This is a genomic window from Kitasatospora sp. NBC_00070 (assembly GCF_045041205.1).
GTDB lineage: Bacteria > Actinomycetota > Actinomycetes > Streptomycetales > Streptomycetaceae > Kitasatospora.
Window position 1 is genome coordinate 5,934,853 of the sequence record NZ_CP108247.1, and the last position, 18,731, is coordinate 5,953,583.

Sequence of the window (18,731 nt, forward strand, 5' to 3'; positions counted from 1 at the left end):
GTGAGGGCGAGGCGTACGGCAGGCCGGTCGATCCCCTCGGCGTGCACGTGGGGCAGGACGGCCCTGGTGGCGGCGATGTTGGTCCGGGCCATCGCGTCTGCTGCGTGCGCAGTCCTGCGATGTCAAGGTCCCCGAAGTAGAAGGTGGCTGCGGGGAGCGGGGCGAGGAGAGTCATGGCGGTGACGGAGACGCTGGGCGCCGACGACCAGTCCAAGGTCATCCGGGTCGACGTGCTGCGCGACCCGGAATTCAGGGGTACGCCGCCCGACAGCCTATTATCGCTCTCTGGGCCTGCGGACCTGATCCCGGCTCACCAGGTGCGGAGAGGCGTCACCGGCCTGCTGCCGAGGCGTACCCGAGGAAAAACGTGAGCACTGTACAGTCAATCACCGTCCCGCAGGTCCTTCGTGAGGCCGGCCGCCGACGGACCTTCGCTGTGATCAGCCATCCGGACGCGGGCAAGTCCACGCTCACCGAGGCGCTGGCGCTGCACGCGCGGGCGATCACTTCGGCCGGTGCGGTGCACGCCAAGGGTGACCGGCGCGGCGTGACCAGCGACTGGATGGAATTGGAACGCGAGCGCGGTATCTCGGTGACCTCGGCCGCCTTGCAGTTCGGCTATCGCGGCCATGTGATGAACCTGGTCGACACCCCCGGCCACGCCGACTTCTCCGAGGACACCTACCGGGTGCTGGCCGCCGTCGACTGCGCGATCATGCTGGTCGACGCGGCCAAGGGCCTGGAGGAGCAGACCCGCAAGCTTTTCGCGGTCTGCCGCCATCGCGGCGTCCCCGTGATCACCTTCATCAACAAGTGGGACCGGCGCGGCCAGGAAGCACTCACCCTGCTCGAGGACATCGAGAAGCACCTCGGGATCACCCCCGTCCCGGTCGTCTGGCCGGTGGGCAGTGCGGGCAACCTGCGCGGCCTGGTCGAAGCGGGGAACACCGAGCAGATGCTGCGCTACACCAAGGTGCCGGCCGGCACGCACGCCGCCCTCGAGGAGCAGCTGACCTCCGAGAAGGCCGCCGAGCAGGAAGGCGAAGCCTGGACGACCGCCCTGGAGGAGCTGGAGCTGGTGCTCTCGTCCGGCCCCGGCTACGACCAGGAGGCCTTCGAGGCCGGCAAGATCAGCCCGGTCTTCTTCGGTGCCGCGCTGACCAACATCGGTGTGAAGCTCCTGCTGGACGCCGTGGTCGATCTCGCTCCGGCTCCCGGGCCCCGCCCGCTGGCCAAGGCCGGCAGCCGCGAGGTCGGTGAGGAGTTCTCCGGCCTGGTGTTCAAGATCCAGGCGAACATGGACCCGGCCCATCGCGACCGGATCGCCTTCGTCCGAGTCTGCTCCGGCGTCTTCGAGCGCGGCATGCACGTCACCCGGGCGGCCAGCGGCCGCTCGTTTGCAACCAAGTACGCGCACACCGTCTTCGGAGCCGAGCGCACCGTGGTCGACACCGCGTACCCCGGCGATGTGGTCGGCTTGATCAACGCGAGCGCGCTGCGGGTCGGCGACACCCTCTTCACCGGCAAGAAGGCCGAGTTTCCCTCGCTGCCGGCCTTCGCCCCCGAGTACTTCGCGGTGGCACGGCCCAAGGACATCAGCCGGTCCAAGCAGTTCCGCAAGGGCATCGCCCAACTCGACGAGGAAGGCGTGATCCAGGTGCTGGTCTCCGACCGGCGTGGCGACCAGGCGCCGGTCATGGCTGCGGTCGGCCCGATGCAGTTCGATGTGATCCTGCACCGGATGGAGCACGAGTTTTCTTCCCCCATCGCTCTCGACCAGCTTTCCTACCGCTTGGCCCGGATCACTGACGCCGACGGCGCCGCCACCCTGGGCAAAGCCCGCCTGATCAACGGCGAGGTGCTCACCCGCCGCTCGGATGACGCGCTGCTGGCCTTGTTCGCCGACAAGTGGCAGCTGAACGCCTTCCAGCGCGCCCACCCCGACATCCTGCTCCAGCCGCTGATCGCCACGGCGGACTGAGCGCCGCCCTCTCGGCCCGGCGGCGCCGCTTGGCACGGCGGACGACGACGGCGCATGGGCGGACCCTGCCGGGGGTCTTTCGGGGGGCACCGCCCCTGTGGGTGCCGACAAGTCTGTCCGTGCAGGTCATGCCGCATCTTCGAGGCGCGCGTCCCCGCCAGGCCCCGCGCCACCGAACGCACCTGCTGGACCCCCGACGAGGCCGCGGCGTTCCTGCGCCACAACGCCGCACGTCTGCCATGGTCACCCGTCTGCTCGTTGTCCCTGGTCGGCGGGGCGCGGGTTGCTGCTATGTGCGGGTCGCAGGCTACCTCCCCTTCGAACACCGAAAAATCTATGCCGAGCAGAGTAGACATTGCTGCTGGGTGTGGTTAGTGTTTCTCTCGTAGCAAGCAGTCGGAACGGCCCGTCAGACACGAACTGGCGGGATTAGTACGGAAGTTCGCAAGTCTCGGTGCGGTTGTGGAGTTCTGAAGCCAGGTTGGTGCAGTACGGCGACAGGGCTGGCGGCCGGGCCGGGTGGCCCGCAGTGATCAGGGGCCACCACCAGGCGGTACCGCAGCAAGTAGAGACGCGGGACGCGCCGAGTAGGTGGGCGCGAGCCAGTGACGCAAAAGAGCGGTGCGGCAGCAGAGCCTCGAAGCCAGCGCAGGTGCAGTACGGCGACGGGACTGGCGGCCGGGCCGGGTGGCCCGCAGTGATCAGGGGCCACCACCAGGCGGTACCGCGGTTGTAGAAGTAGTTGCAGTACGGGCAGGTGCAGTTGAAGTTGGGTCGCAGTCACCGGTGGTTGAGGTGTGCGAGGTCTCAGCAAAGGCGTCGGCTGCGGGCGCGCGTGCTGGACGGTCCGGGCAGTGGGGTTCTAAGCCAAGCAGGTCGAGCAGGGCAGGCGACGGGGCTGGCTGCCGGACAGGTGGTGTGCCTTCACGGACACCACGGCGGTACCAAGGCAGTTCGCAGTACCAAGCAGTACAGGTGTGAATCACGTAGTACCAGTAGTACCCGCAGGTGCAGTGCCAGCAGTTCGCAAGATGTTCAGTGCTGTAGAGGAAGAGACGGAGGGCGCTGGCGCCATCAGGATCGCCCGGTTGTGAAGTTGAGCAGTTGTCGTCCGGGCGGACACCGCAGACCCCTCAAGGTACGAAGGTTGGTGGTTTCCGGTCACGCATGTGCGATCCCCGCGATCCTCCTCCCCCGAGGAGTTGCGGACACAAGGACCGGCCCAGGGCCGGTAGATGGTGATGTACCCCTTCGGGGCCCCGGAGCCACAGCTCCGGGGCCCCTCCGGCGTCCCGGCCCCCATATGAACCCGAATCTCATATGAAGAGGTGCAGTGACCACAGCCATCCACCGCACTACCGGACCTCACGGCCCGGTCAGCCGCTTCGACGATGACGACTACCCCGCCTACACCACGGGCTGCGCCGCCGAGATGACCGGCACCACCCCCGGCTTCCTGCGCGCCCTCGGCTACCACGGCCTGGTCACCCCTGTGCGCTCCGGCGGCGGCCATCGCCGATTCTCCCGTCGCCAGTTGCGGATCGCGATGCGCGCCCGCGACCTCGTCGACCAGGGCACCGCCGTCGACGCCGCGTGCCGCATCATCATCCTCGAAGACCAGCTCGACAGCGCCCGGCGTACCAACGAACAGCTCGGCCGCCCCCGTAGACAGGCAAGCGGCGGGTGAACCCCGCCGGCCATCGCCGTGGCGAAAGTGGCGGCGACCGACCGCCCGCCCGCGCAAAGCCGAGGCCCGCCCCGGCGCGAGCTGCTTCGCTGCGGCCTGGTCTCCGCCGGACCGCACTGCCTCAGGCCGGAGAGGCGCGGGCCGCGGGGACTATCACGATCTAGGTGTACGACACCCGGTTGGACTAGGTGTTGATCTTGCTGTCGGGCGTGGGCCAGGTGGCCTACGCCCGTCCGGCTGACAGGCGTCCGTCGAAGGTGATGTCGAAGGCGTTGAGGGCGGCCATCCAGCGGTTGCTCCAACGTTGGCGGCCGCGGCCAGTGGGGTCGAGCGCGAGGGTGGCCAGGTAGAGCCGTTTGAGGGCGGCCTGCTCGTTGGGGAAGTGGCCGCAGGCGCCGGCGGCCCTGCGGTAGCGGGAGTTGAGGCTCTCGATGGCGTTGGTCGTGCAGATGATCTTTCGGATCTCGGCGTCGAACGCCAGGAAGGGCACCATCTCGGACCAGGCCCGCTCCCACAGTCGCACGACGGCCGGGTAGGACGCTTCCCAGGCGGCGGCGAACTCGGCGAACCGCTCCAGGGCCGCGGCCTCGTTCGGCGCGGTGTAGACGGGCTTGAGGTCGCGGGCGACCGCCGCCCAGTCCCGCTTGGAGGTGTAGCGGAAAGAGTTCCGCAGCAGGTGGACGATGCACGTCTGCACCACGGTCTGCGGCCAGACCTGGGCGACCGCATCGGGCAGCCCGGCCAGGCCGTCGCAGATGAGGATCAGGCAGTCCTTGACGCCCCTGTTCTTGATCTCGGTGAGCACGGACTGCCAGTACTTGGCGCCCTCGCCGCCGCTGGAGGTCCACAGGCCCAGGATGTCCCGGTAGCCGTCCGCCGTGACGCCGAGGACGACGTAGACGGGCCGGTTGGCGACCTGACCGTCGCGGACCTTGATGTTCACGGCGTCGATGAACAGGACCGGGTAGACCGGGTCGAGGGGGCGCGTGCGCCAGTCGGCCATGCTCTCCAGAACCCGGTCGGTGATCGTGGAGACGGTCTCCTTGCTGGTGGTCATGCCGTAGACCTCGGCCAGGTGCGCGACGATCTCCCCGGAGGTCAGGCCCTTCGCGGTCAGCGAGATGACCAGGTTGTCCAGGCCTTCGGTTCGGCGGGCGTACCGGGGCACGACCTTCGGCTCGAACGTGCCGGCCCGGTCCCGCGGGACCTCGAGCGTGACCGGCCCGGCCTCGGTCATCACGGTCTTCATCCGGTAGCCGTTGCGCGCGTTGCCCCCTTTGCGCGCCGAGCGGCCCTGCCCCGCCGACGAGGCCAGGTGCTCGTCCATCTCGGCCTCCAGGGCTTCCTGGAGCAGGTGCCGGGTGAGCTGCTGCAGCAGTCCGCCCTCGCCGAGCAGCTGCATCCCGCCGGCCCGGGCCTGCTCGGCCGCCAGCTCGGCGACCGACGCCACCACATCCGACGCACCCGTGTTCCTCCTCGGACCCATGCCCAAGGCATCGGCAGTTTCCGACTCCGACGAAACCGACCCGTCAGGAACCGACCCGATCTGGTGATCCGTCAGCGAGCTCATCAGCGTCTCCCTTGATCAGGGTGTCCACCTGATTCATGACACTCCCGGGCCGCGCCGTATCCCATGCCCGTGCCGAGCGGCGGAATTGGTCAGGACGGCGTCCCGGCTCTGAGGGGCGCAGTCGGGCAGGTCGGCGACGCGGGCCGGCGGGCGGCGTAGGGCGTGTTCCTTTTGCTCGTGGACGGCTTTCGGCTGGGGCGGCCGGCAGGAAGCCTGGGTGCTGGGGGAGCGTGCGTGCGAGCGGCTGCCGCGTGGGGGCCTCGTCCCTTTTCACCCGTCTGCTCGTTCTGCCTGGTCCGGAGGGCTGGGCAACTCCTGCGTGCGGTCCGAAAGGGTAGCTGCCCTTCGAACGGGGCAAAATCTGTGTTGCCTGGAGTAGACATTGGCGCGGGGTGTGGTTAGTGTTTCTCTCGTAGCAAGCAGTCAGCGGGGCCCGCCAGACACGAACTGGCGGTAGAGGTAGAGAAGTGTCGGTGCGGTTGCGGAGTTCCGGAGCCAGGCTTGGTGCAGTACGGCGACGGGAGTGGCAACCGCACCCGGGTGGCCCGCAGTGATCAGGGGCTGCCGCCAGGCGTACCGCGTAGGAAGCAGTTGCGGTACGAGCAGGTGAAGTTGGACCGCAGTCACCAGTTTTCGGGGTGCGTGGGATCTCGGTAAAGGCGCCGTGCTGCGGGCGCGCGTACCGGGAGGTCCGGCAGTGGGGTTCCAAGCCACGAAGGTTGAGCAGGGCAGGCGACGGGGCTGGCTGTCGGCAGGTGGGCCGGTTCGGACACCACAGCAGTACCGCAGTACCGATGTGAATCGCAGTTCGCAGTACCAGCAGTTGTCAGTGATGTTGAGGATGAAACGGAGGGCACAAGCGCCATCAGGATCGCCCGGCCCGTGAGATGAGCAGTCCTCGTCCGGGCGGACACCGCAGACCCCACGTTATGAAGGTTGGTGGTTTCCGGTCACGCATACGCGATCCCCGCACGCTCCATCCGATGGGGCGGTGCGGACCCAAGGACCGGCCCAGGGCCGGTAGATGGTGTGTTGTTCCCCTTCGGGGCCCCGGAGCCGCAATGGCGCCGGGGCCCCTCCACGCGTCCCCGGAAACCGGATTCGAAGAGGTGCAGTGACCACGACCATCAACCGACCCACCACGCCCGACGCCGTCAGCTCGTTCGACGACGACGACTACCCCGCCTACACCATGGGCCGCGCCGCCGAGATGACCGGCACCACCGCCGGCTTCCTGCGCACCCTGGGCGAGCACGGCCTGATCACCCCGCTGCGCTCAGAGGGCGGCCACCGCCGTTTCTCCCGCTACCAGCTGCGGATCGCGATGCGTGCCCGCGATCTCGTCGACGAGGGCACCGCCGTCGACGCCGCCTGCCGCATCATCATCCTCGAAGACCAGCTCGAAGAAGCCCTGCGCATCAACGAACAGCTCCGCGAAGGCCGCCCGGCCGGGCAGTCCTCCGCCGCCGACACCTGACCCTGCGGCCCGGCTGGCGAGCGGTCCGCGGTGAGCGGCAGGCTCTCACCGCCAGGCCCGTCGGCCGGTCCGCGCCCGCGCGCCCACCGGCGGGCAACCGTCCCTTGAAGGCCGGATCGCTCGGGCTCCCGCGAAGCACCCAAGGGTGCCAACCTGCCCGGCCCTCTGTACCAGCGGGTACGACGCAGCGAGCGGAGTACACACGGTCGCACTGCGCAGGCCGGTCAGACGGTGGCGGGGCCCGACGACGGATGCCTCTCTGGTGACGGGCCGCTTCGGCGGGAGCATCGGGGGTGTGCTGCCCCCGGGGCCGGGGGCAGTGCGTTCCTACGCGGTGAGCAGGCCGATGGCGTGGCCGTCGTGGTCGATGACCGGCCAGGCGTCGAGGCCGCGGGAGCGCATGGCGGCGACGGCGGTCGCTGCGGGCATGTCGGCGGTGGCGAACGGGGCGCGGTCGTGCAGGATGTCGCGGACCGGGGTGCGCTCCGTGTACCAGGAGCGGGCCTGGAACGGGGCGAGGTGCAGGCGGGTCAGCAGGCCGGCGCAGCGGCCGTCCTCGTCACGGACCAGGAGGTGCTCGGCGCCGGAGCTGAGCAGGATGTCCATGGCCGTGTCGGCCGTGGCGTCATCGCTGATCTGCAGTTCAGGGTGGTTCATGAGGTCGCCGACCGTGGCTGTGGCGGTGGTGGTCGGGCGTTCGAGGGTGATGCTCACAGGCGGGTTCCTTCGTGTCGGTCCCGCCGGTGACGGCCCGGGACATCAGGCAGGGAAGTGCGGCAACGCCAGGTCATGGGTGCGGTCGCCCAGGTGGCGGCGCTTGCCTCGGAGATGTGGGTGTGCCCCGCTCCGCGCGGAGCGGGGCACACCCGTCCGACTACGCGGCGAGGGCGACGGGTGCTGCCTGGCGGCCGCCGGTGGTCTGTGTGCTCCGGCCGGTGGCGGGGCGGCGACGGTTGCGGTTGCGATTCGTGGACGCGTTGCGGCTCGCCCGCGCGACGACGGGGGTGGCGATCACGGTGGGGATGCCGGTGGGCACCCGGGCACCGGTGATGCGGGCCAGTTCCTCGTCGGTGGAGTGCACCCGGGTGGACTCGGGGGTGATGGCGGCCGTGGTCATCATGCGGGCCATCTCCCGCCGCTGGTTGGGCAGCACCAGGGTGACGACGGTGCCGGACTCACCCGCGCGGGCGGTGCGGCCGGCCCGGTGCAGGTAGTCCTTGTGGTCGCTCGGCGGCGCCAGGTTGACCACCAGGTCCAGGCCGTCGACGTGGATGCCGCGGGCGGCGACGTTGGTGGCGATCAGCGCGGTCACCTGGCCGTTGCGGAACTGCTCCAGGGTGCGGGTGCGCTCCGGCTGGGACTTGCCGCCGTGCAGGGCGGCGGCCTTCACCCCGTTCGCGAGCAGGTCGAGCACCAGGCGGTCCGCGCCGTGCTTGGTGTCGATGAACATGATCACCCCGCCGTCGCGGGAGGCGATGTGGGCGATCGTGGCGTTCTTGTCGCTGTTCTGTACGTGCAGCAGGTGGTGCTCCATCGTGCTGACCGCGCCTGCCGACGGGTCCACCGAGTGGGTGACCGGGTCCTTGAGGAAGGTGCGCACCAGCCGGTCGACGTTGCGGTCCAGGGTGGCGGAGAACAGCATGGTCTGGCAGCCCGCGGCGACCTGCTGGAGGAGCTCGGTGACCTGCGGCAGGAAGCCCATGTCGGCCATCTGGTCGGCCTCGTCCAGGACGGTCACGCCGACGCCGTCCAGCTGGCAGTCGCCGCGCTGGATCAGGTCCTTGAGCCGGCCGGGGGTGGCGACGATGATCTCTGCCCCGCGGTTGAGTGCCTGGGCCTGGCGGCCGATCGACATCCCGCCGACCAGGGTCGCCATCCGCAGGCGCACCGCGTGGGCGTACGGGGTGAGGGCGTCGGTGACCTGCTGCGCGAGCTCCCGGGTGGGGACCAGGATCAGGGCCAGCGGGCGGCGGGGTTCGGCCTTCTGCCCGGCGGTGCGGGCCAGCACGGCGAGGCCGAAGGCGATGGTCTTGCCGGAGCCGGTGCGGCCCCGGCCGAGGACATCGCGGCCGGCCAGCGAGTTGGGCAGCGTCGCGGCCTGGATCGGGAACGGCGAGGTGACGCCCTGCCGGGTCAGCACCGACACCAGCGCCGCCGGCATGTCCAGCTCCTCGAAGGACTCGACGGGCGGCAGCGCCGGGGTGGTGCTCACCGGCATCGCGAACTCGCCCTGCGGGCCTGAGCCCTGACGACTGCTCCGGCCGCCGGACGGCCGGTCGCCGTAGAAGGAACTGCCGCCGGAACGGGAGGAGCCGGCGGAGCGCGATCCCGAGCCGGCGCCGCCACCGGAGCGGGAGGACGCGGCGGAGCGGGAGTTGGCGTTCTGGTACGAGGAGCGACTGGAGCGGTTCATGCGGGAGACCTTCCTCGGGCGGCACGTCACGAGGAAGGCTCCGCAGCGCGAGGCGCCGGCGGAGCCCGCGGGGAGACGGGCCGAGAAGTATGACGGGGTGGGGCGTGGACGGTAGAACCGTGCGGCACGTCACCTGCGGTCGGCGCTCACCACGGAGGGCGGGAGCGCAGAACCTCGAACCGTGGAATGTCACGGCAGGGCGCCGATCCGGACGCGGCGCTGTGCGGCTCGCGTGGGGATGGCTGCCGGTGGCGGAGCCAAGGGGGCCTCAACGGCCGGGGTGGAGCGTGGAGCAATGCCGAGGGGCCCGCACCGGGCGTGTACGCGGTGCGGGCCCCTCGCTGCTAGGCGGGTGCCTCGGCAGAAAAACTACAGCGGACGAATGTTCTCGGCCTGCGGGCCCTTCTGGCCCTGCGTGACGTCGAACTCGACCTTCTGGCCCTCAAGCAGCTCACGGAAGCCGTTGGCGTTGATGTTCGAGTAGTGGGCGAACACGTCAGGACCGCCGCCCTCCTGCTCGATGAAGCCGAAGCCCTTTTCCGCGTTGAACCACTTAACAGTGCCATTAGCCATAAAGAAATCTCCTTCAAGGGGCTGTCCGGAACCCGCACAGTGCGGACCCCGAGTCGCCGCGATGAGCACCCACCCGGGAAAGAACCGGGAAACAAAAATACGCCTGCGATACATCAGCAGGCGCACACAAAGTTCATGGGAACCACTACTGCAACTAAGGAGACGATAGCAGGCCGAGCCTCACAGTGGTGGGAAATTTTGCCCCGGAGGTGCTTGAGCCCTGCCCCGAGGGCAGGGCACTCTCCTTGCGCAAAGCGCGAAGTAGTAGCCTTGGCAGGGTAGTTGGGGCTTCTGATGCCTGCTCCGACGGTCGGGGTCGAGGAGGAGGGGCGCGGTGCGACCGACGCAGCCTCAGCGTCGCCCTGCGCACGCGCAGGCCGTCGACCCCGAGTCGGAAGCGGTGAAGACGCCCGCCATCTCGGCGGCTGGCGAAATTCAGGCTTCCTCGCGGGGTCAATTTGTGCTTTTCGCTGCATACTGAAGGGGATGACAAAATCAGTAGTCCGGCGCCACCTGCCCACCAGTCCCTTCAAAGTCCGGGTCGAAGCACCGCGCAAGCGGTTCGCGGTGGGGGACCGGGTCTCGCACGACCGGTACGGCCTCGGCCGGGCCATCAGTGTCGAGGCAGACAGTGACATCGCGGTCCTCGTCGACTTCGGGTCACAGCAGCGGCGGATCACCCAGCCGTACGCCGCACTGTTCAAGCTCTGACGAGACCGCCCTCTGAGCTCCACGGTCTCGTTCTCGGCGGATGCTCAGCGCTGCTCCCACCGACGATGAAGATCGGCGATCTCGCCCGTCAGGTGAGCCAGGAGAGCCTGATCATCCGCCGGCACGTCCCGGCCAAGCCTCTGTGACACCTCGCGTTGCAGTTGCAGCGAATCGCCCTGCCCGTCGGCGACAAGCACGGACAGGAGCGGCTCGCCGGCCTCCGTCGGCTGGTCCGCTCCGGGCACACGGTGGTGCTGTCCGAACCGGTACTGCCCTGAGCGCCGACCTCGATGAGCGGCTTGTCCATCCTTGCCCTCTTCACGCTGTACTACCGCCGGCCGGGATCATTGTGCACGCCGGCCGCCGGTCCGTTCCTCGCGCACCGTTCCGCCTTCGAGCGGGGCGTCTGGGGTGGGACGCTGGATGCGGGGTGGGTGTCGCGTCCGCGACGGCTGTGTCCTAACCTGTCCGTCATGTCGAACCCTGACGGGCTGCTCGTCGACATCGCCGCGATGGTGGAGTCCGAGCACAGCAACCAGATGTCCTTGACCGTGGTGGTCCCCGGAGCGGTGATCACCGGCAGGCTCGCGCCGGTGGCCCTGTGGCTGGAGCGAGTGGCGGAAGTCCTCGAAGCCTCGGACCACTTGAAGCCGTTCGCGGCCCTCTTCACCCGACCCACCGAGGGCGCGCCCGCACGGCCCACCCATCTGCACCTGCACCGGGCGCAGATCCTGCAGGGGGACTTCGGGCTGCCCCACACCGGCGGCATGTACCGCATCGCCATCGAGGACATCAGCAGCTGGACGATCGGAGACCTCAGCTACTCCGCAACCTGACGGCGACGGTGGGGGAGGGTGCCACCTCCAGGAGTTGGGGTGTCTCGGTGGCGCAGCGCTGGTCTGCCAGGGGCAGCGGGAGCGGAAGCGGCAGCCCGAGGGCGGGTTCAGCGGGGAGGGTGGGTCTGTGGGGAGCAGGCCGGTGTCGCGGAGCGGTCGGCCGGGTTCGGGGACGGCGGCGAGCAGTGCGGCGGTGTAGGGGTGGGCGGGGGAGGCCAGTACCTCTTCGGTCGGGCCCTGTTCGCAGATCCGGCCGAGCTGCATTGCGGCGACGTCGTCGTTGACCGCCCGGACCACTCCGAGGTCGTGCGAGATGAGCAGGCTCGCCAGGCCGCGGTCGTTGGTGAGGTGGCGCAGCAGGTTGAGGACGGTGGCTTGGGCGGATACGTCGAGTGCGGAGACGGGCTTGTCGGCGATGAGTACCCGTGGTGCGGCGGCCCCCGCGGTGCGGTCGCGGGTGCGTGCGGGAACGCGCAGGGTTGGCCCATGGGTATCGTGGTGCTGCTGGAGCTGGTCGAGCCGCTGGACCAAGTCGTCCTGGGGGTCGGCGGCGATCCGGTTGATGCCCTGTCGGTGCGGCGGGTCCACGCCGCGCCCTCGGATCCGGACGCCCTCGGCGATGTGGGGCCGCTGACCGCGTGCGCGATGGATACCGCCGCCATGGTGACCGACCCGTGGAGCCCGCGGCGGCCGGGCCAGGGATGGTACTCGCCACGCTGGAAGGGCTACGTCTGCCTGACCTGTGATGCCGCCGCCCGCGCCTTCTGACCCGGAAGCTCGGCGGGCCGGGCATGCCTACTACGGCGTCGGCGGGTGGCGCCGGCAGATCCGGGTGGTGTCTCAGCGGGTGGGGCGTAGGGCGGGGTTGAGTGCGAGGCGGTTGTCGGTGGGGTGGTGGCCTTCGGGGCTGAAGGGCGGGACGGTGGCGGGGAGGCAGTCGGCGATGAGCAGGGTGTCGTGGTGGCGGTCTTCGGCGGTGGCCGTGACCAGTGGTTCGCCGTTGGGGGCCCAGATTCCGGAGTTGCCTTGGTACTGCCAGGCGCCGGCGGGGACTTGTTCCCAGCCGCGGCGGTTGGCGTAGGCGATGAACAGGCGCCAGATGCTGGCCATGGCGGGGATGATGTGGCGGGTGGCGTCCTGGTAGGGGACGCGGCTCATGGTGCCGTCGGCCAGGCGGAAGTGGAAGTCGGCCGCAGTGGGGCCGAGCACGATCTGCGCACCGTGCTCCGCCAGGTACTGGTACAGCGGCGGGAACTCGCACTCGTAGCAGTTCAGCACCCCGACCGTGATGCCGTTGATCGTGACGACGGGCGGCAGCTCCTGGCCGAAGGAGTAGTTGCGGCGTTCGGCGGCCCCGTACAGGTGGGTCTTGCGGTAGTTCGCGGCGACCTGCCCGTCGGCGGTGATCACGCTGATGGAGTCGTAGAAGTCGCTGCCGTCACGTTCGGGATAGGGCAGGACCACGGCCAGGCCGTTCTCCTTGGCCGCCAGCCGGGCCCGGTCGACCGAGGGGCCCTCGCGGTGTTCCGCCAGCTCCTGGCACTGGCTGGGGTCGATGGCGTAGCCGGTGGTGTACTTCTCCGGGAACACCACCACTTGGCAGTCGTAGGCGGCGGCCAGCGCGGTTACCTCGGCCAGCCGGTCCATGTTCTGCCGTACCGCTTCCCGGCTGCCGACGGGACCCTGGCCCTGGTAGAGCGCCACCCGCAGGCCCTCGCCGACGGCGGGCGCGTCACGCAGTGCGGAGCGGAAGACGATACGAACGGGCAGCGTCATCGATGCATGCTCTTTCCATGATCGGCGATCCCCACGACCGCCCATGAGAAGAAACGAATCACCACCGCATCGGACACCATGATCACTGTGATGGCGGTATCGACCTGCCCCGCCACATCGCTACCGAGCGTCACCTCCGACCTGGCCGTACACGGGGAATTCCAGGCCGCCCATTCCTGCCACCGGACTTGTGGCGACGTGAACCGTGGGTTCAGTGCCAGCGGATTCCGGCTTGGTCGAGGTAGTGCAGGCGGCGGATACAGGAGCGGGCGCTGTCGCGGGTGGCGTAGAGGTCGACTTCCACGCCTGCCTCGACCCAGCGGCCGGCGTGGTGGTCGAGCACCGCCCACGGTTCACGCCCCCAGGAGTCCGGCGGCAGTTGCAGTGCTTCGTAGCGGGGCTCGGCAACCGTCGCCGCGTCGGCTTCGGGCAGGGGCCCATCATGCGGTGACGGCTGCTCGGGCCCCACGTTGGTCATGCCCACCACAGTAGAAGCGGCCACGCGCCGCGCAGGCGGCGAATGATCACGTGGGGTGGGGAATTCGGGTCAGCGGTCCGGCGCACGAGGTGCTGGAGGGCGCACTGAGGGGCACAGAAGCCTGACGGGCTGTCAAGAGCGGCCTTTTCAGATACTGGTCGCGGCCGGGGCGCCCGCCACCAAGGCGCGGATCTGCAGCACGACGCGCCCGACGTGGCGACTGCGGGGCCCGGAGCGAACCGGAGGCCGCCGTCCCGGCAGTGCACCGGCCAGCCTCGGCGCACCGTCGGCGAGCCCGGCCAACTGGCCTGCGGGTGCACATCGGACCGGGGGAGTGACCAGGCCACCCCCGGGATAGCGGTACGGCCTGCTGTGCCGCCCTTCCAGCGTCGCGTCAGTTCCCGGTGAGGTTCAGGCGCAGCTTCTGGCGGTCCGCCGTCTTGCCGAACGGGGTGTCCGCGGCGGCTCCCTTGCCAGTGCCCGGGATGTCGTTGTCGGTGGCCGAGCCCGGGACTCTGACCTCCACGACGGCTTGCCCGGCGGTGAAGTCCTGCCCTTCGCTGGTCACCGTGATGGTCCGGCGGCGATCCGTGTCGTCGCAGGTCGCCTCAAAGCTGCTCCCGCCGGAGGCGCGGAAGCGCCGGCCATCGGGCGCCTGCTGGACCGTGACCGTCCCCAGCCCGGTGAAGGGGGTCTCTTCGGGGCCGCACCGGTACGAGAACATGATCTTGGCTTTGCCGTCGAATGCCGCCCGGCCCCTCTCGACCTCGACAAAGGCCCCCGCCGGGCCATCCTCCGCCGCCGCGGGGACGGCCAAGAGGAGCGGGAGAGAAAGGCAGGGCACAGCGCAGGCCAGGACACGGAAGGAACGGGTTCGCGCCGACATGATCATCAAATGCCTCCAGGACAGGAGCCACCCACGAGTCACACCATGCAATGAATTCACCCTGTCACATAATGTCACCGGCTTCTGATCCGACACGCTCCACAGGCAAGCGGATGGCGTCCCTTGATGTGGTGTAGCCGATCACGGCTCAGGCGTACGCCGGGGGCGTGTGCCCGGTTGGGTTCTGCTCTCTGCCCATAGGGCGGGCCACCGTGCAACTCTCCGAAGTGAACGGCCAGTTCAACTTGGGAGGTGCAGGGTGGCCCTGTCTCAGCATGACTTACTGCGGCTGCTGGAGTCACTACGTTCGGCGGACGGGCTCGAACTCGTCCGTGGTGTGGCCGAGCGGATGCTCCAGGAACTGATCGAGGCCGAGGCGACCGCGAGGATCGGCGCCGAGTGGAACGAGCACACCGACACCCGGACCTCGTTCCGCAACGGCCACCGGGACAAGACACTCAGTACCCAGGCCGGCGACCTTGAGCTGGGGATCCCGAAGCTGCGGTCGGGGAGCTTCTTCCCCGTGCTTCTCGAGCGCCGTCGGCGCATCGACCAGGCCCTGTATGCGGTGATCATGGAGGCGTACGTCCACGGCGTGCCCACCCGGTCGGTCGACGACCTGGTCAAGGCCCTCGGCGCGGACACCGGGATCTCCAAGAGCGAGGTCTCCCGGATCTGCCAGGACCTGGACGGCCAGCCGGCCGCGTTCCGCACCCGGCCGCTGGACCATGTCCGATTCCCCTACGTCTACCTCGACGCGACCTACTGCAAGGCCAGGGTCGAGCACCAGATCGTCTCCCGGGCCGTGGTCATCGCCACCGGTGTCACCGAGGACGGCGGCCGAGAGGTCCTGGGAGTGATGGTCGGCGACAGCGAGACGGAAGTCTTCTGGACCGAATTCCTCCGCCACCTGCGCGAACGCGGCCTGACCGGGGTCCGGCTCGTCATCGGCGACCACCATCTCGGCCTGGTCAAGGCCATCCGGAAGGTCATGCTCGGCGCCGCCTACCAGCGCTGTCGCGTCCACTTCCTACGCAACACCTTCTCCGTGATCAACAAGGAAGCGGGCGAGATGGTCGCGGCAACGATCCGCACGATCTTCGCCCAGCCCTCCGGGGAAACGGTGCGAGCCCAGCTCGACACGGTCGCCGACATGCTCGGCAAGCAGTTCCCGAAGGTCAAGGAGATGCTGCTGGAAGCAAAGGACGACCTGACCGCGTTCGCCGCCTTCCCGGAACGACATTGGAAGAAGATCCAGTCGACCAACCCGCTTGAGCGGATCAACCGCGAGGTCAAGCGCCGCACCGACGTCGTCCAGGTCCTCCCCAACGATGACGCGCTGCTTCGGCTGGTCACGGCGGTGCTCTTCGAGCTGCACGACGAGTGGATCGCCTTCCCCCGCCGCTACCTGCCCGAGGGCAGCATGGACCAGCTCTACCCCGAGCTCCCCGAAAGCGCCCCCGCGCTACCCAACACCACGAACACGACCGCCGGTTGATCGGCTACACCACGACAAGGGACACGACCCCCGACGGCCCGGCGAGCGAAAGAGACCGCGCGATCTGGTCGTACGAGTCCTCGAACCGCTCGTACTCCTCTGCATCCAGCAGAGCGAGCGATTCGTCGAACCACGGCTTCACACCCACGAACGCCGGCCCCGGAGCGAACCGCCCGTGCAGCCATGGGAAGTCGGCCTCGTCGATCACGATCTCGCCGACCAGCTCCTCCTGGCGCACCAGCCGCCAGACCTCACCCTCGAAACCCACCTCAGCAGCTCCCATCGCCATCCACCGCTTGCGCCACACGGCAGCTTCCCAGACACCCAGGACAATGAGACAGGAAACGATCATCTACCGAATGTGAAGCGATCTTCGGCGTCTACCAGCCCTGATCGGCCGTGCTCATGGACACCGCTCGAACGGTTGGTCTGGCAGGGGCCTGTTTGAGGCCGGAGCTGTCGGATCTCGGGACTAGCATCCGGCCACATGGCCACTGAACTTCACTTGCCCATCGGCATCCCCCTCCCACCCGGCCGGATGATCATCTCGGATGAGGGCGACGGAGATCTGCAGCCCCTCTGGCTGAGTGACGGGCCGGCCTCCGCCGGGTTGTGGGTGATGGTGCGCGCCGAGCACGTCCGCACGGGCCTGTGGCCTCTACTGCTCGACTCCGGGGAGCCTTTCGACAGTGAGTTCAGGCCCTGGGGAGCGGGTGAACTCTTCCCTGAACGGATGTCCTCACCCGACGCCCACGACCCGGCCGAACTCCTCGCGAGGTGGTGGAAGGACTACACCACCCTCGATGAAGAGGACGACATGCTCTCGCCGGAAGAACGCCAGGCCGTCACCGCCCCCTTCGGCCAGCTCTGGCCAGGACTTGCATCCAGTCCCCGATCACTCCTGGATCCGGACGAAATGGCCGCCGAATACGCGGAACACTTCGTTGCCCGTCGGCCGCAGTCGCGGCTGGGACTCGTCGTCGCCGGAACGGGCTCCGACGCGATCACTGTCGCGGGCTGGGACGGGCCGCTCAACTACGACAACGACACTGCCAAGTTCTCCGCCGTCGTACGAGGCTGGGAGCAGCGCTTCGGTGCCCGCGTGGTCGCCGTCGGTCCAGCCACTCTCCACCTGAGCGTCGCCGCACCTCCGTTGACGGCAGCCGACGCCCTGCTGGTGGCGGCCGAGCACTTTGCCTTCTGCCCGGACAATGTCTGGCAGAGCAGCCACCCCTACACCTTGACCGCGTACTCCGAGCAGCTGATCGGTGCCCACTGCTGGGAGTTCTGGTGGGACTGACCAACATCACTGGCGCTGCGGCCATCTGATCGGTTGTCAGTGACTTCAGTGCTCCCGCTCGCCGCACTCGGCGGGGCGGAGTACCGTGCCGACGGCCACCTCGGTGAGGCCTTCGAGGCGTAGGCAAGCACCGCCGGACTTGTCCGCTGGCGGATACTCGACTGAGACGACGCAGACAGTGCCGCTCCGCTGGTCCTCCCCACGGGCCGTGTCGGAGGGAAGGTCTCCGGCCAGCCCGCCGAAGGCGAGTAGCTGGTCGCCCTCCGTAAGGACCTCGGCAACCTCGAAACGCCAGTGCTCGTCGGTCTCTTGGAGCAGTTCCCTGCCAGGTTTGCCGAGCGAATGGAGGAAGGTCCGGCGGGTGCGGACCAGATCCGCCACCGCGCAGCACAGTGCCGCGCCGTCGATGCGGCTGAACCCGATGAAGGGAGCCATCGTCAGGAACTCGCTGAGCAGGCCGAGGGCGGAGTTGCGGGCCAACGGGAAGGCGTCCGGTTGTTCGGCGATTTCCAGCAGGAACGGGGTGGCGGCGACCGCTGCGGGGAAGACGGCGGCCATGTGCCCGTGCAGGACGCTGGTGTTCTCCAATCGGGATACGGCGTTGGCAACCTGGACTTGACTGCGGGCGGTGGCCAGCACCTGCAGCGGCGCAACCGGATTTGGTAGCTGCCCGTCATGCGGAACGCGCTCGGCGGCCCACGACGGGACCCGAAGGGCCGGCGTGGGGATCGCGGCCCAGTCCACCGCCGCTATCCGTTCGGTCAGCATTCCCGGATCTTCGCACACCTGCGGGTCGGCCGGCCGACGGTGGGCGCGTGAGTGCCAAGCCTTCTCCTGCTGCAGTCCGACTCGGCTCGCCGACCTACATGACCCGCATTCGGGAAGCGATCACTCGTCGCTCGGGGAGCGATCTTCGGCTGCCCTCTCCGGGCCCTGGTCAGCCCCACTCGTGAACACCCCGTGGTCCGGGAGGCGGACAACATCGAGTCCCTGGCCCACGAGACACCGCCCCTCGTGCTGGAGCTCCTCGAAGAGGGCGCCACTCCCTACGATGCCGTCACCGGGCTGGTACGCCACGCCATGCGGGTCGCGGACGGAATTTTGCCCGACCCGGAAGCCTTCCGCGAACAACTCGAGGAAGCGCAGGAACTGCTCGCCGAGTACGACGACGAAGACGAGGAGATGGAACTGGCGGGCCTGCGCATCACCCCGCTCGACCCCCAGCGCCCTGCTCGGGATCTCCTCGAAGACCTCCTCGCCGGCATCCAGGGCTGCTGGATCCTGCACGACGAGTACGCCGAACCCGACGAAGACGAAGACGAGGGTGACGGGTTGGACGAGGAGGACTGGGACGACGAGCAAGCGGAACGGCATCAGGACCGGAGCCGCGGGACCTTCGCCGCCCTCGTACGCGCCATCGCGGCCCGGGACCGCGACCGCCTCATTTGACCCCCCACGGCACCGCGTCGGAGGCCGTGGACCAGGGCCTGATCGACGAGTTGGTGGCCCGCGCCCGGGCGAGCGGAAGGAAACTGACCGGCGACA

At 69.0% G+C, this 18,731-nt stretch carries 21 protein-coding genes and 1 pseudogene; 11 read left to right on the plus strand and 11 right to left on the minus strand.

Annotated elements, in window-relative coordinates:
* The first annotated feature begins 173 nt into the window (after positions 1 to 173).
* The 3 genes from OHV05_RS26900 (at position 174) to OHV05_RS26910 (ending at position 3,668) form a co-directional block, all read left to right on the plus strand.
* A complete protein-coding gene (locus OHV05_RS26900; RefSeq protein WP_405019936.1) occupies positions 174 to 371 on the plus strand; it encodes a hypothetical protein in 198 nt (65 codons plus the stop codon).
* Positions 368 to 1,981: a peptide chain release factor 3 gene (locus OHV05_RS26905; protein WP_405019937.1), complete on the plus strand. Its 1,614-nt coding sequence runs from the start codon at positions 368 to 370 to the stop codon at positions 1,979 to 1,981. The genes OHV05_RS26900 and OHV05_RS26905 overlap by 4 nt, the downstream gene beginning before the upstream one ends.
* A 1,333-nt stretch (positions 1,982 to 3,314) precedes the next feature.
* Entirely contained in the window at positions 3,315 to 3,668 is a 354-nt protein-coding gene (locus OHV05_RS26910) for a MerR family transcriptional regulator (RefSeq protein ID WP_405019938.1), read from the plus strand.
* Between the two features lie 223 nt (positions 3,669 to 3,891).
* Here OHV05_RS26910 and OHV05_RS26915 read toward each other — a convergent pair whose 3' ends face one another.
* Positions 3,892 to 5,154 (minus strand): IS256 family transposase, encoded by a 1,263-nt coding sequence (locus OHV05_RS26915; RefSeq protein ID WP_331730095.1) that lies wholly within the window; start codon positions 5,152 to 5,154, stop codon positions 3,892 to 3,894.
* 1,276 nt (positions 5,155 to 6,430) lie between these two features.
* Between OHV05_RS26915 and OHV05_RS26920 the strand changes: the two genes are divergently transcribed.
* Entirely contained in the window at positions 6,431 to 6,715 is a 285-nt protein-coding gene (locus OHV05_RS26920; RefSeq protein WP_405021553.1) for a MerR family transcriptional regulator, read from the plus strand.
* Positions 6,716 to 7,042: 327 nt separating this feature from the next.
* Here OHV05_RS26920 and OHV05_RS26925 read toward each other — a convergent pair whose 3' ends face one another.
* From OHV05_RS26925 to OHV05_RS26935, 3 genes are all read right to left on the minus strand, one after another.
* Positions 7,043 to 7,429, minus strand: a complete 387-nt coding sequence (locus OHV05_RS26925) for an HPP family protein (RefSeq protein WP_405019939.1) — start codon at positions 7,427 to 7,429, stop codon at positions 7,043 to 7,045.
* Positions 7,430 to 7,589: 160 nt separating this feature from the next.
* On the minus strand, positions 7,590 to 9,128 hold the full coding sequence (locus OHV05_RS26930; RefSeq protein WP_405019940.1) for a DEAD/DEAH box helicase: 1,539 nt from the start codon (positions 9,126 to 9,128) through the stop codon (positions 7,590 to 7,592).
* A gap of 369 nt (positions 9,129 to 9,497) precedes the next feature.
* Complete coding sequence (locus tag OHV05_RS26935; RefSeq protein ID WP_030918248.1) at positions 9,498 to 9,701, minus strand: cold-shock protein; 204 nt, start codon at positions 9,699 to 9,701, stop codon at positions 9,498 to 9,500.
* A 486-nt stretch (positions 9,702 to 10,187) separates the two neighbouring features.
* Here OHV05_RS26935 and OHV05_RS26940 point away from each other — a divergent pair, with 486 nt between their 5' ends.
* From OHV05_RS26940 to OHV05_RS26950, 3 genes are all read left to right on the plus strand, one after another.
* Positions 10,188 to 10,412, plus strand: a complete 225-nt coding sequence (locus OHV05_RS26940) for a hypothetical protein (protein ID WP_405019941.1) — start codon at positions 10,188 to 10,190, stop codon at positions 10,410 to 10,412.
* A gap of 155 nt (positions 10,413 to 10,567) precedes the next feature.
* The gene (locus tag OHV05_RS26945) at positions 10,568 to 10,690 is read left to right on the plus strand and encodes a hypothetical protein (RefSeq protein ID WP_405019942.1); all 123 of its coding nucleotides are present in this window, start codon (positions 10,568 to 10,570) and stop codon (positions 10,688 to 10,690) included.
* Between the two features lie 195 nt (positions 10,691 to 10,885).
* On the plus strand, positions 10,886 to 11,248 hold the full coding sequence (locus tag OHV05_RS26950) for a hypothetical protein (RefSeq protein WP_405021554.1): 363 nt from the start codon (positions 10,886 to 10,888) through the stop codon (positions 11,246 to 11,248).
* Positions 11,249 to 11,296: 48 nt separating this feature from the next.
* Here OHV05_RS26950 and OHV05_RS26955 read toward each other — a convergent pair.
* Positions 11,297 to 11,512, minus strand: a pseudogene (locus OHV05_RS26955) (oligopeptide/dipeptide ABC transporter ATP-binding protein); the annotation flags it as partial.
* Between the two features lie 222 nt (positions 11,513 to 11,734).
* Here OHV05_RS26955 and OHV05_RS26960 point away from each other — a divergent pair.
* On the plus strand, positions 11,735 to 12,016 hold the full coding sequence (locus OHV05_RS26960) for a hypothetical protein (RefSeq protein WP_405019943.1): 282 nt from the start codon (positions 11,735 to 11,737) through the stop codon (positions 12,014 to 12,016).
* A gap of 72 nt (positions 12,017 to 12,088) precedes the next feature.
* Here the strand turns inward: OHV05_RS26960 and OHV05_RS26965 are convergent, their stop codons facing one another.
* From OHV05_RS26965 to OHV05_RS26980, 4 genes are all read right to left on the minus strand, one after another.
* The gene (locus tag OHV05_RS26965) at positions 12,089 to 13,024 is read right to left on the minus strand and encodes a nitrilase-related carbon-nitrogen hydrolase (protein ID WP_405019944.1); all 936 of its coding nucleotides are present in this window, start codon (positions 13,022 to 13,024) and stop codon (positions 12,089 to 12,091) included.
* Positions 13,021 to 13,158 carry a hypothetical protein gene (locus OHV05_RS26970; protein ID WP_405019945.1) on the minus strand — a complete coding sequence of 46 codons (138 nt, stop codon included), beginning with the start codon at positions 13,156 to 13,158 and terminating at the stop codon, positions 13,021 to 13,023. Before OHV05_RS26970 ends, OHV05_RS26965 begins: the two co-directional genes overlap by 4 nt.
* Before the next feature lie 77 nt (positions 13,159 to 13,235).
* Positions 13,236 to 13,502 (minus strand): hypothetical protein, encoded by a 267-nt coding sequence (locus OHV05_RS26975; protein WP_405019946.1) that lies wholly within the window; start codon positions 13,500 to 13,502, stop codon positions 13,236 to 13,238.
* Positions 13,503 to 13,896: 394 nt separating this feature from the next.
* Entirely contained in the window at positions 13,897 to 14,394 is a 498-nt protein-coding gene (locus tag OHV05_RS26980; RefSeq protein ID WP_405019947.1) for a hypothetical protein, read from the minus strand.
* Positions 14,395 to 14,647: 253 nt separating this feature from the next.
* Here OHV05_RS26980 and OHV05_RS26985 point away from each other — a divergent pair, with 253 nt between their 5' ends.
* On the plus strand, positions 14,648 to 15,886 hold the full coding sequence (locus OHV05_RS26985; protein ID WP_405019948.1) for an IS256 family transposase: 1,239 nt from the start codon (positions 14,648 to 14,650) through the stop codon (positions 15,884 to 15,886).
* Positions 15,887 to 15,890: 4 nt separating this feature from the next.
* Here the strand turns inward: OHV05_RS26985 and OHV05_RS26990 are convergent, their stop codons facing one another.
* The gene (locus OHV05_RS26990) at positions 15,891 to 16,238 is read right to left on the minus strand and encodes a hypothetical protein (protein WP_405019949.1); all 348 of its coding nucleotides are present in this window, start codon (positions 16,236 to 16,238) and stop codon (positions 15,891 to 15,893) included.
* 135 nt (positions 16,239 to 16,373) lie between these two features.
* On the opposite strand from OHV05_RS26990, the gene OHV05_RS26995 reads away from it, so the two are divergent.
* Positions 16,374 to 17,186, plus strand: coding sequence for a DUF4253 domain-containing protein (locus OHV05_RS26995; RefSeq protein WP_405019950.1), 813 nt, complete (start codon positions 16,374 to 16,376; stop codon positions 17,184 to 17,186).
* A gap of 45 nt (positions 17,187 to 17,231) precedes the next feature.
* On the opposite strand, the gene OHV05_RS27000 is transcribed toward OHV05_RS26995, so the two are convergent.
* A complete protein-coding gene (locus tag OHV05_RS27000) occupies positions 17,232 to 17,954 on the minus strand; it encodes a hypothetical protein (RefSeq protein ID WP_405019951.1) in 723 nt (240 codons plus the stop codon).
* Positions 17,955 to 18,200: 246 nt separating this feature from the next.
* On the opposite strand from OHV05_RS27000, the gene OHV05_RS27005 reads away from it, so the two are divergent.
* Complete coding sequence (locus OHV05_RS27005) at positions 18,201 to 18,635, plus strand: hypothetical protein (protein WP_405019952.1); 435 nt, start codon at positions 18,201 to 18,203, stop codon at positions 18,633 to 18,635.
* The last annotated feature ends 96 nt before the right edge of the window (positions 18,636 to 18,731 follow it).

What these genes read in the sequence shown, in the direction of transcription:
- OHV05_RS26900 (WP_405019936.1), top strand. Translation starts at nt 174, where the DNA reads ATGGCGGTGACGGAGACGCTGGGCGCCGACGACCAGTCCAAGGTCATC.
- OHV05_RS26915 (WP_331730095.1), bottom strand. Translation starts at nt 5,154, where the DNA reads ATGGGTCCGAGGAGGAACACGGGTGCGTCGGATGTGGTGGCGTCGGTC.
- OHV05_RS26920 (WP_405021553.1), top strand. Translation starts at nt 6,431, where the DNA reads ATGGGCCGCGCCGCCGAGATGACCGGCACCACCGCCGGCTTCCTGCGC.
- OHV05_RS26930 (WP_405019940.1), bottom strand. Translation starts at nt 9,128, where the DNA reads ATGAACCGCTCCAGTCGCTCCTCGTACCAGAACGCCAACTCCCGCTCC.
- OHV05_RS26935 (WP_030918248.1), bottom strand. Translation starts at nt 9,701, where the DNA reads ATGGCTAATGGCACTGTTAAGTGGTTCAACGCGGAAAAGGGCTTCGGC.
- OHV05_RS26940 (WP_405019941.1), top strand. Translation starts at nt 10,188, where the DNA reads ATGACAAAATCAGTAGTCCGGCGCCACCTGCCCACCAGTCCCTTCAAA.
- OHV05_RS26950 (WP_405021554.1), top strand. Translation starts at nt 10,886, where the DNA reads ATGTCGAACCCTGACGGGCTGCTCGTCGACATCGCCGCGATGGTGGAG.
- OHV05_RS26960 (WP_405019943.1), top strand. Translation starts at nt 11,735, where the DNA reads ATGGGTATCGTGGTGCTGCTGGAGCTGGTCGAGCCGCTGGACCAAGTC.
- OHV05_RS26965 (WP_405019944.1), bottom strand. Translation starts at nt 13,024, where the DNA reads ATGACGCTGCCCGTTCGTATCGTCTTCCGCTCCGCACTGCGTGACGCG.
- OHV05_RS26975 (WP_405019946.1), bottom strand. Translation starts at nt 13,502, where the DNA reads ATGACCAACGTGGGGCCCGAGCAGCCGTCACCGCATGATGGGCCCCTG.
- OHV05_RS26980 (WP_405019947.1), bottom strand. Translation starts at nt 14,394, where the DNA reads ATGATCATGTCGGCGCGAACCCGTTCCTTCCGTGTCCTGGCCTGCGCT.
- OHV05_RS26990 (WP_405019949.1), bottom strand. Translation starts at nt 16,238, where the DNA reads ATGATCGTTTCCTGTCTCATTGTCCTGGGTGTCTGGGAAGCTGCCGTG.
- OHV05_RS26995 (WP_405019950.1), top strand. Translation starts at nt 16,374, where the DNA reads ATGGCCACTGAACTTCACTTGCCCATCGGCATCCCCCTCCCACCCGGC.
- OHV05_RS27000 (WP_405019951.1), bottom strand. Translation starts at nt 17,954, where the DNA reads ATGCTGACCGAACGGATAGCGGCGGTGGACTGGGCCGCGATCCCCACG.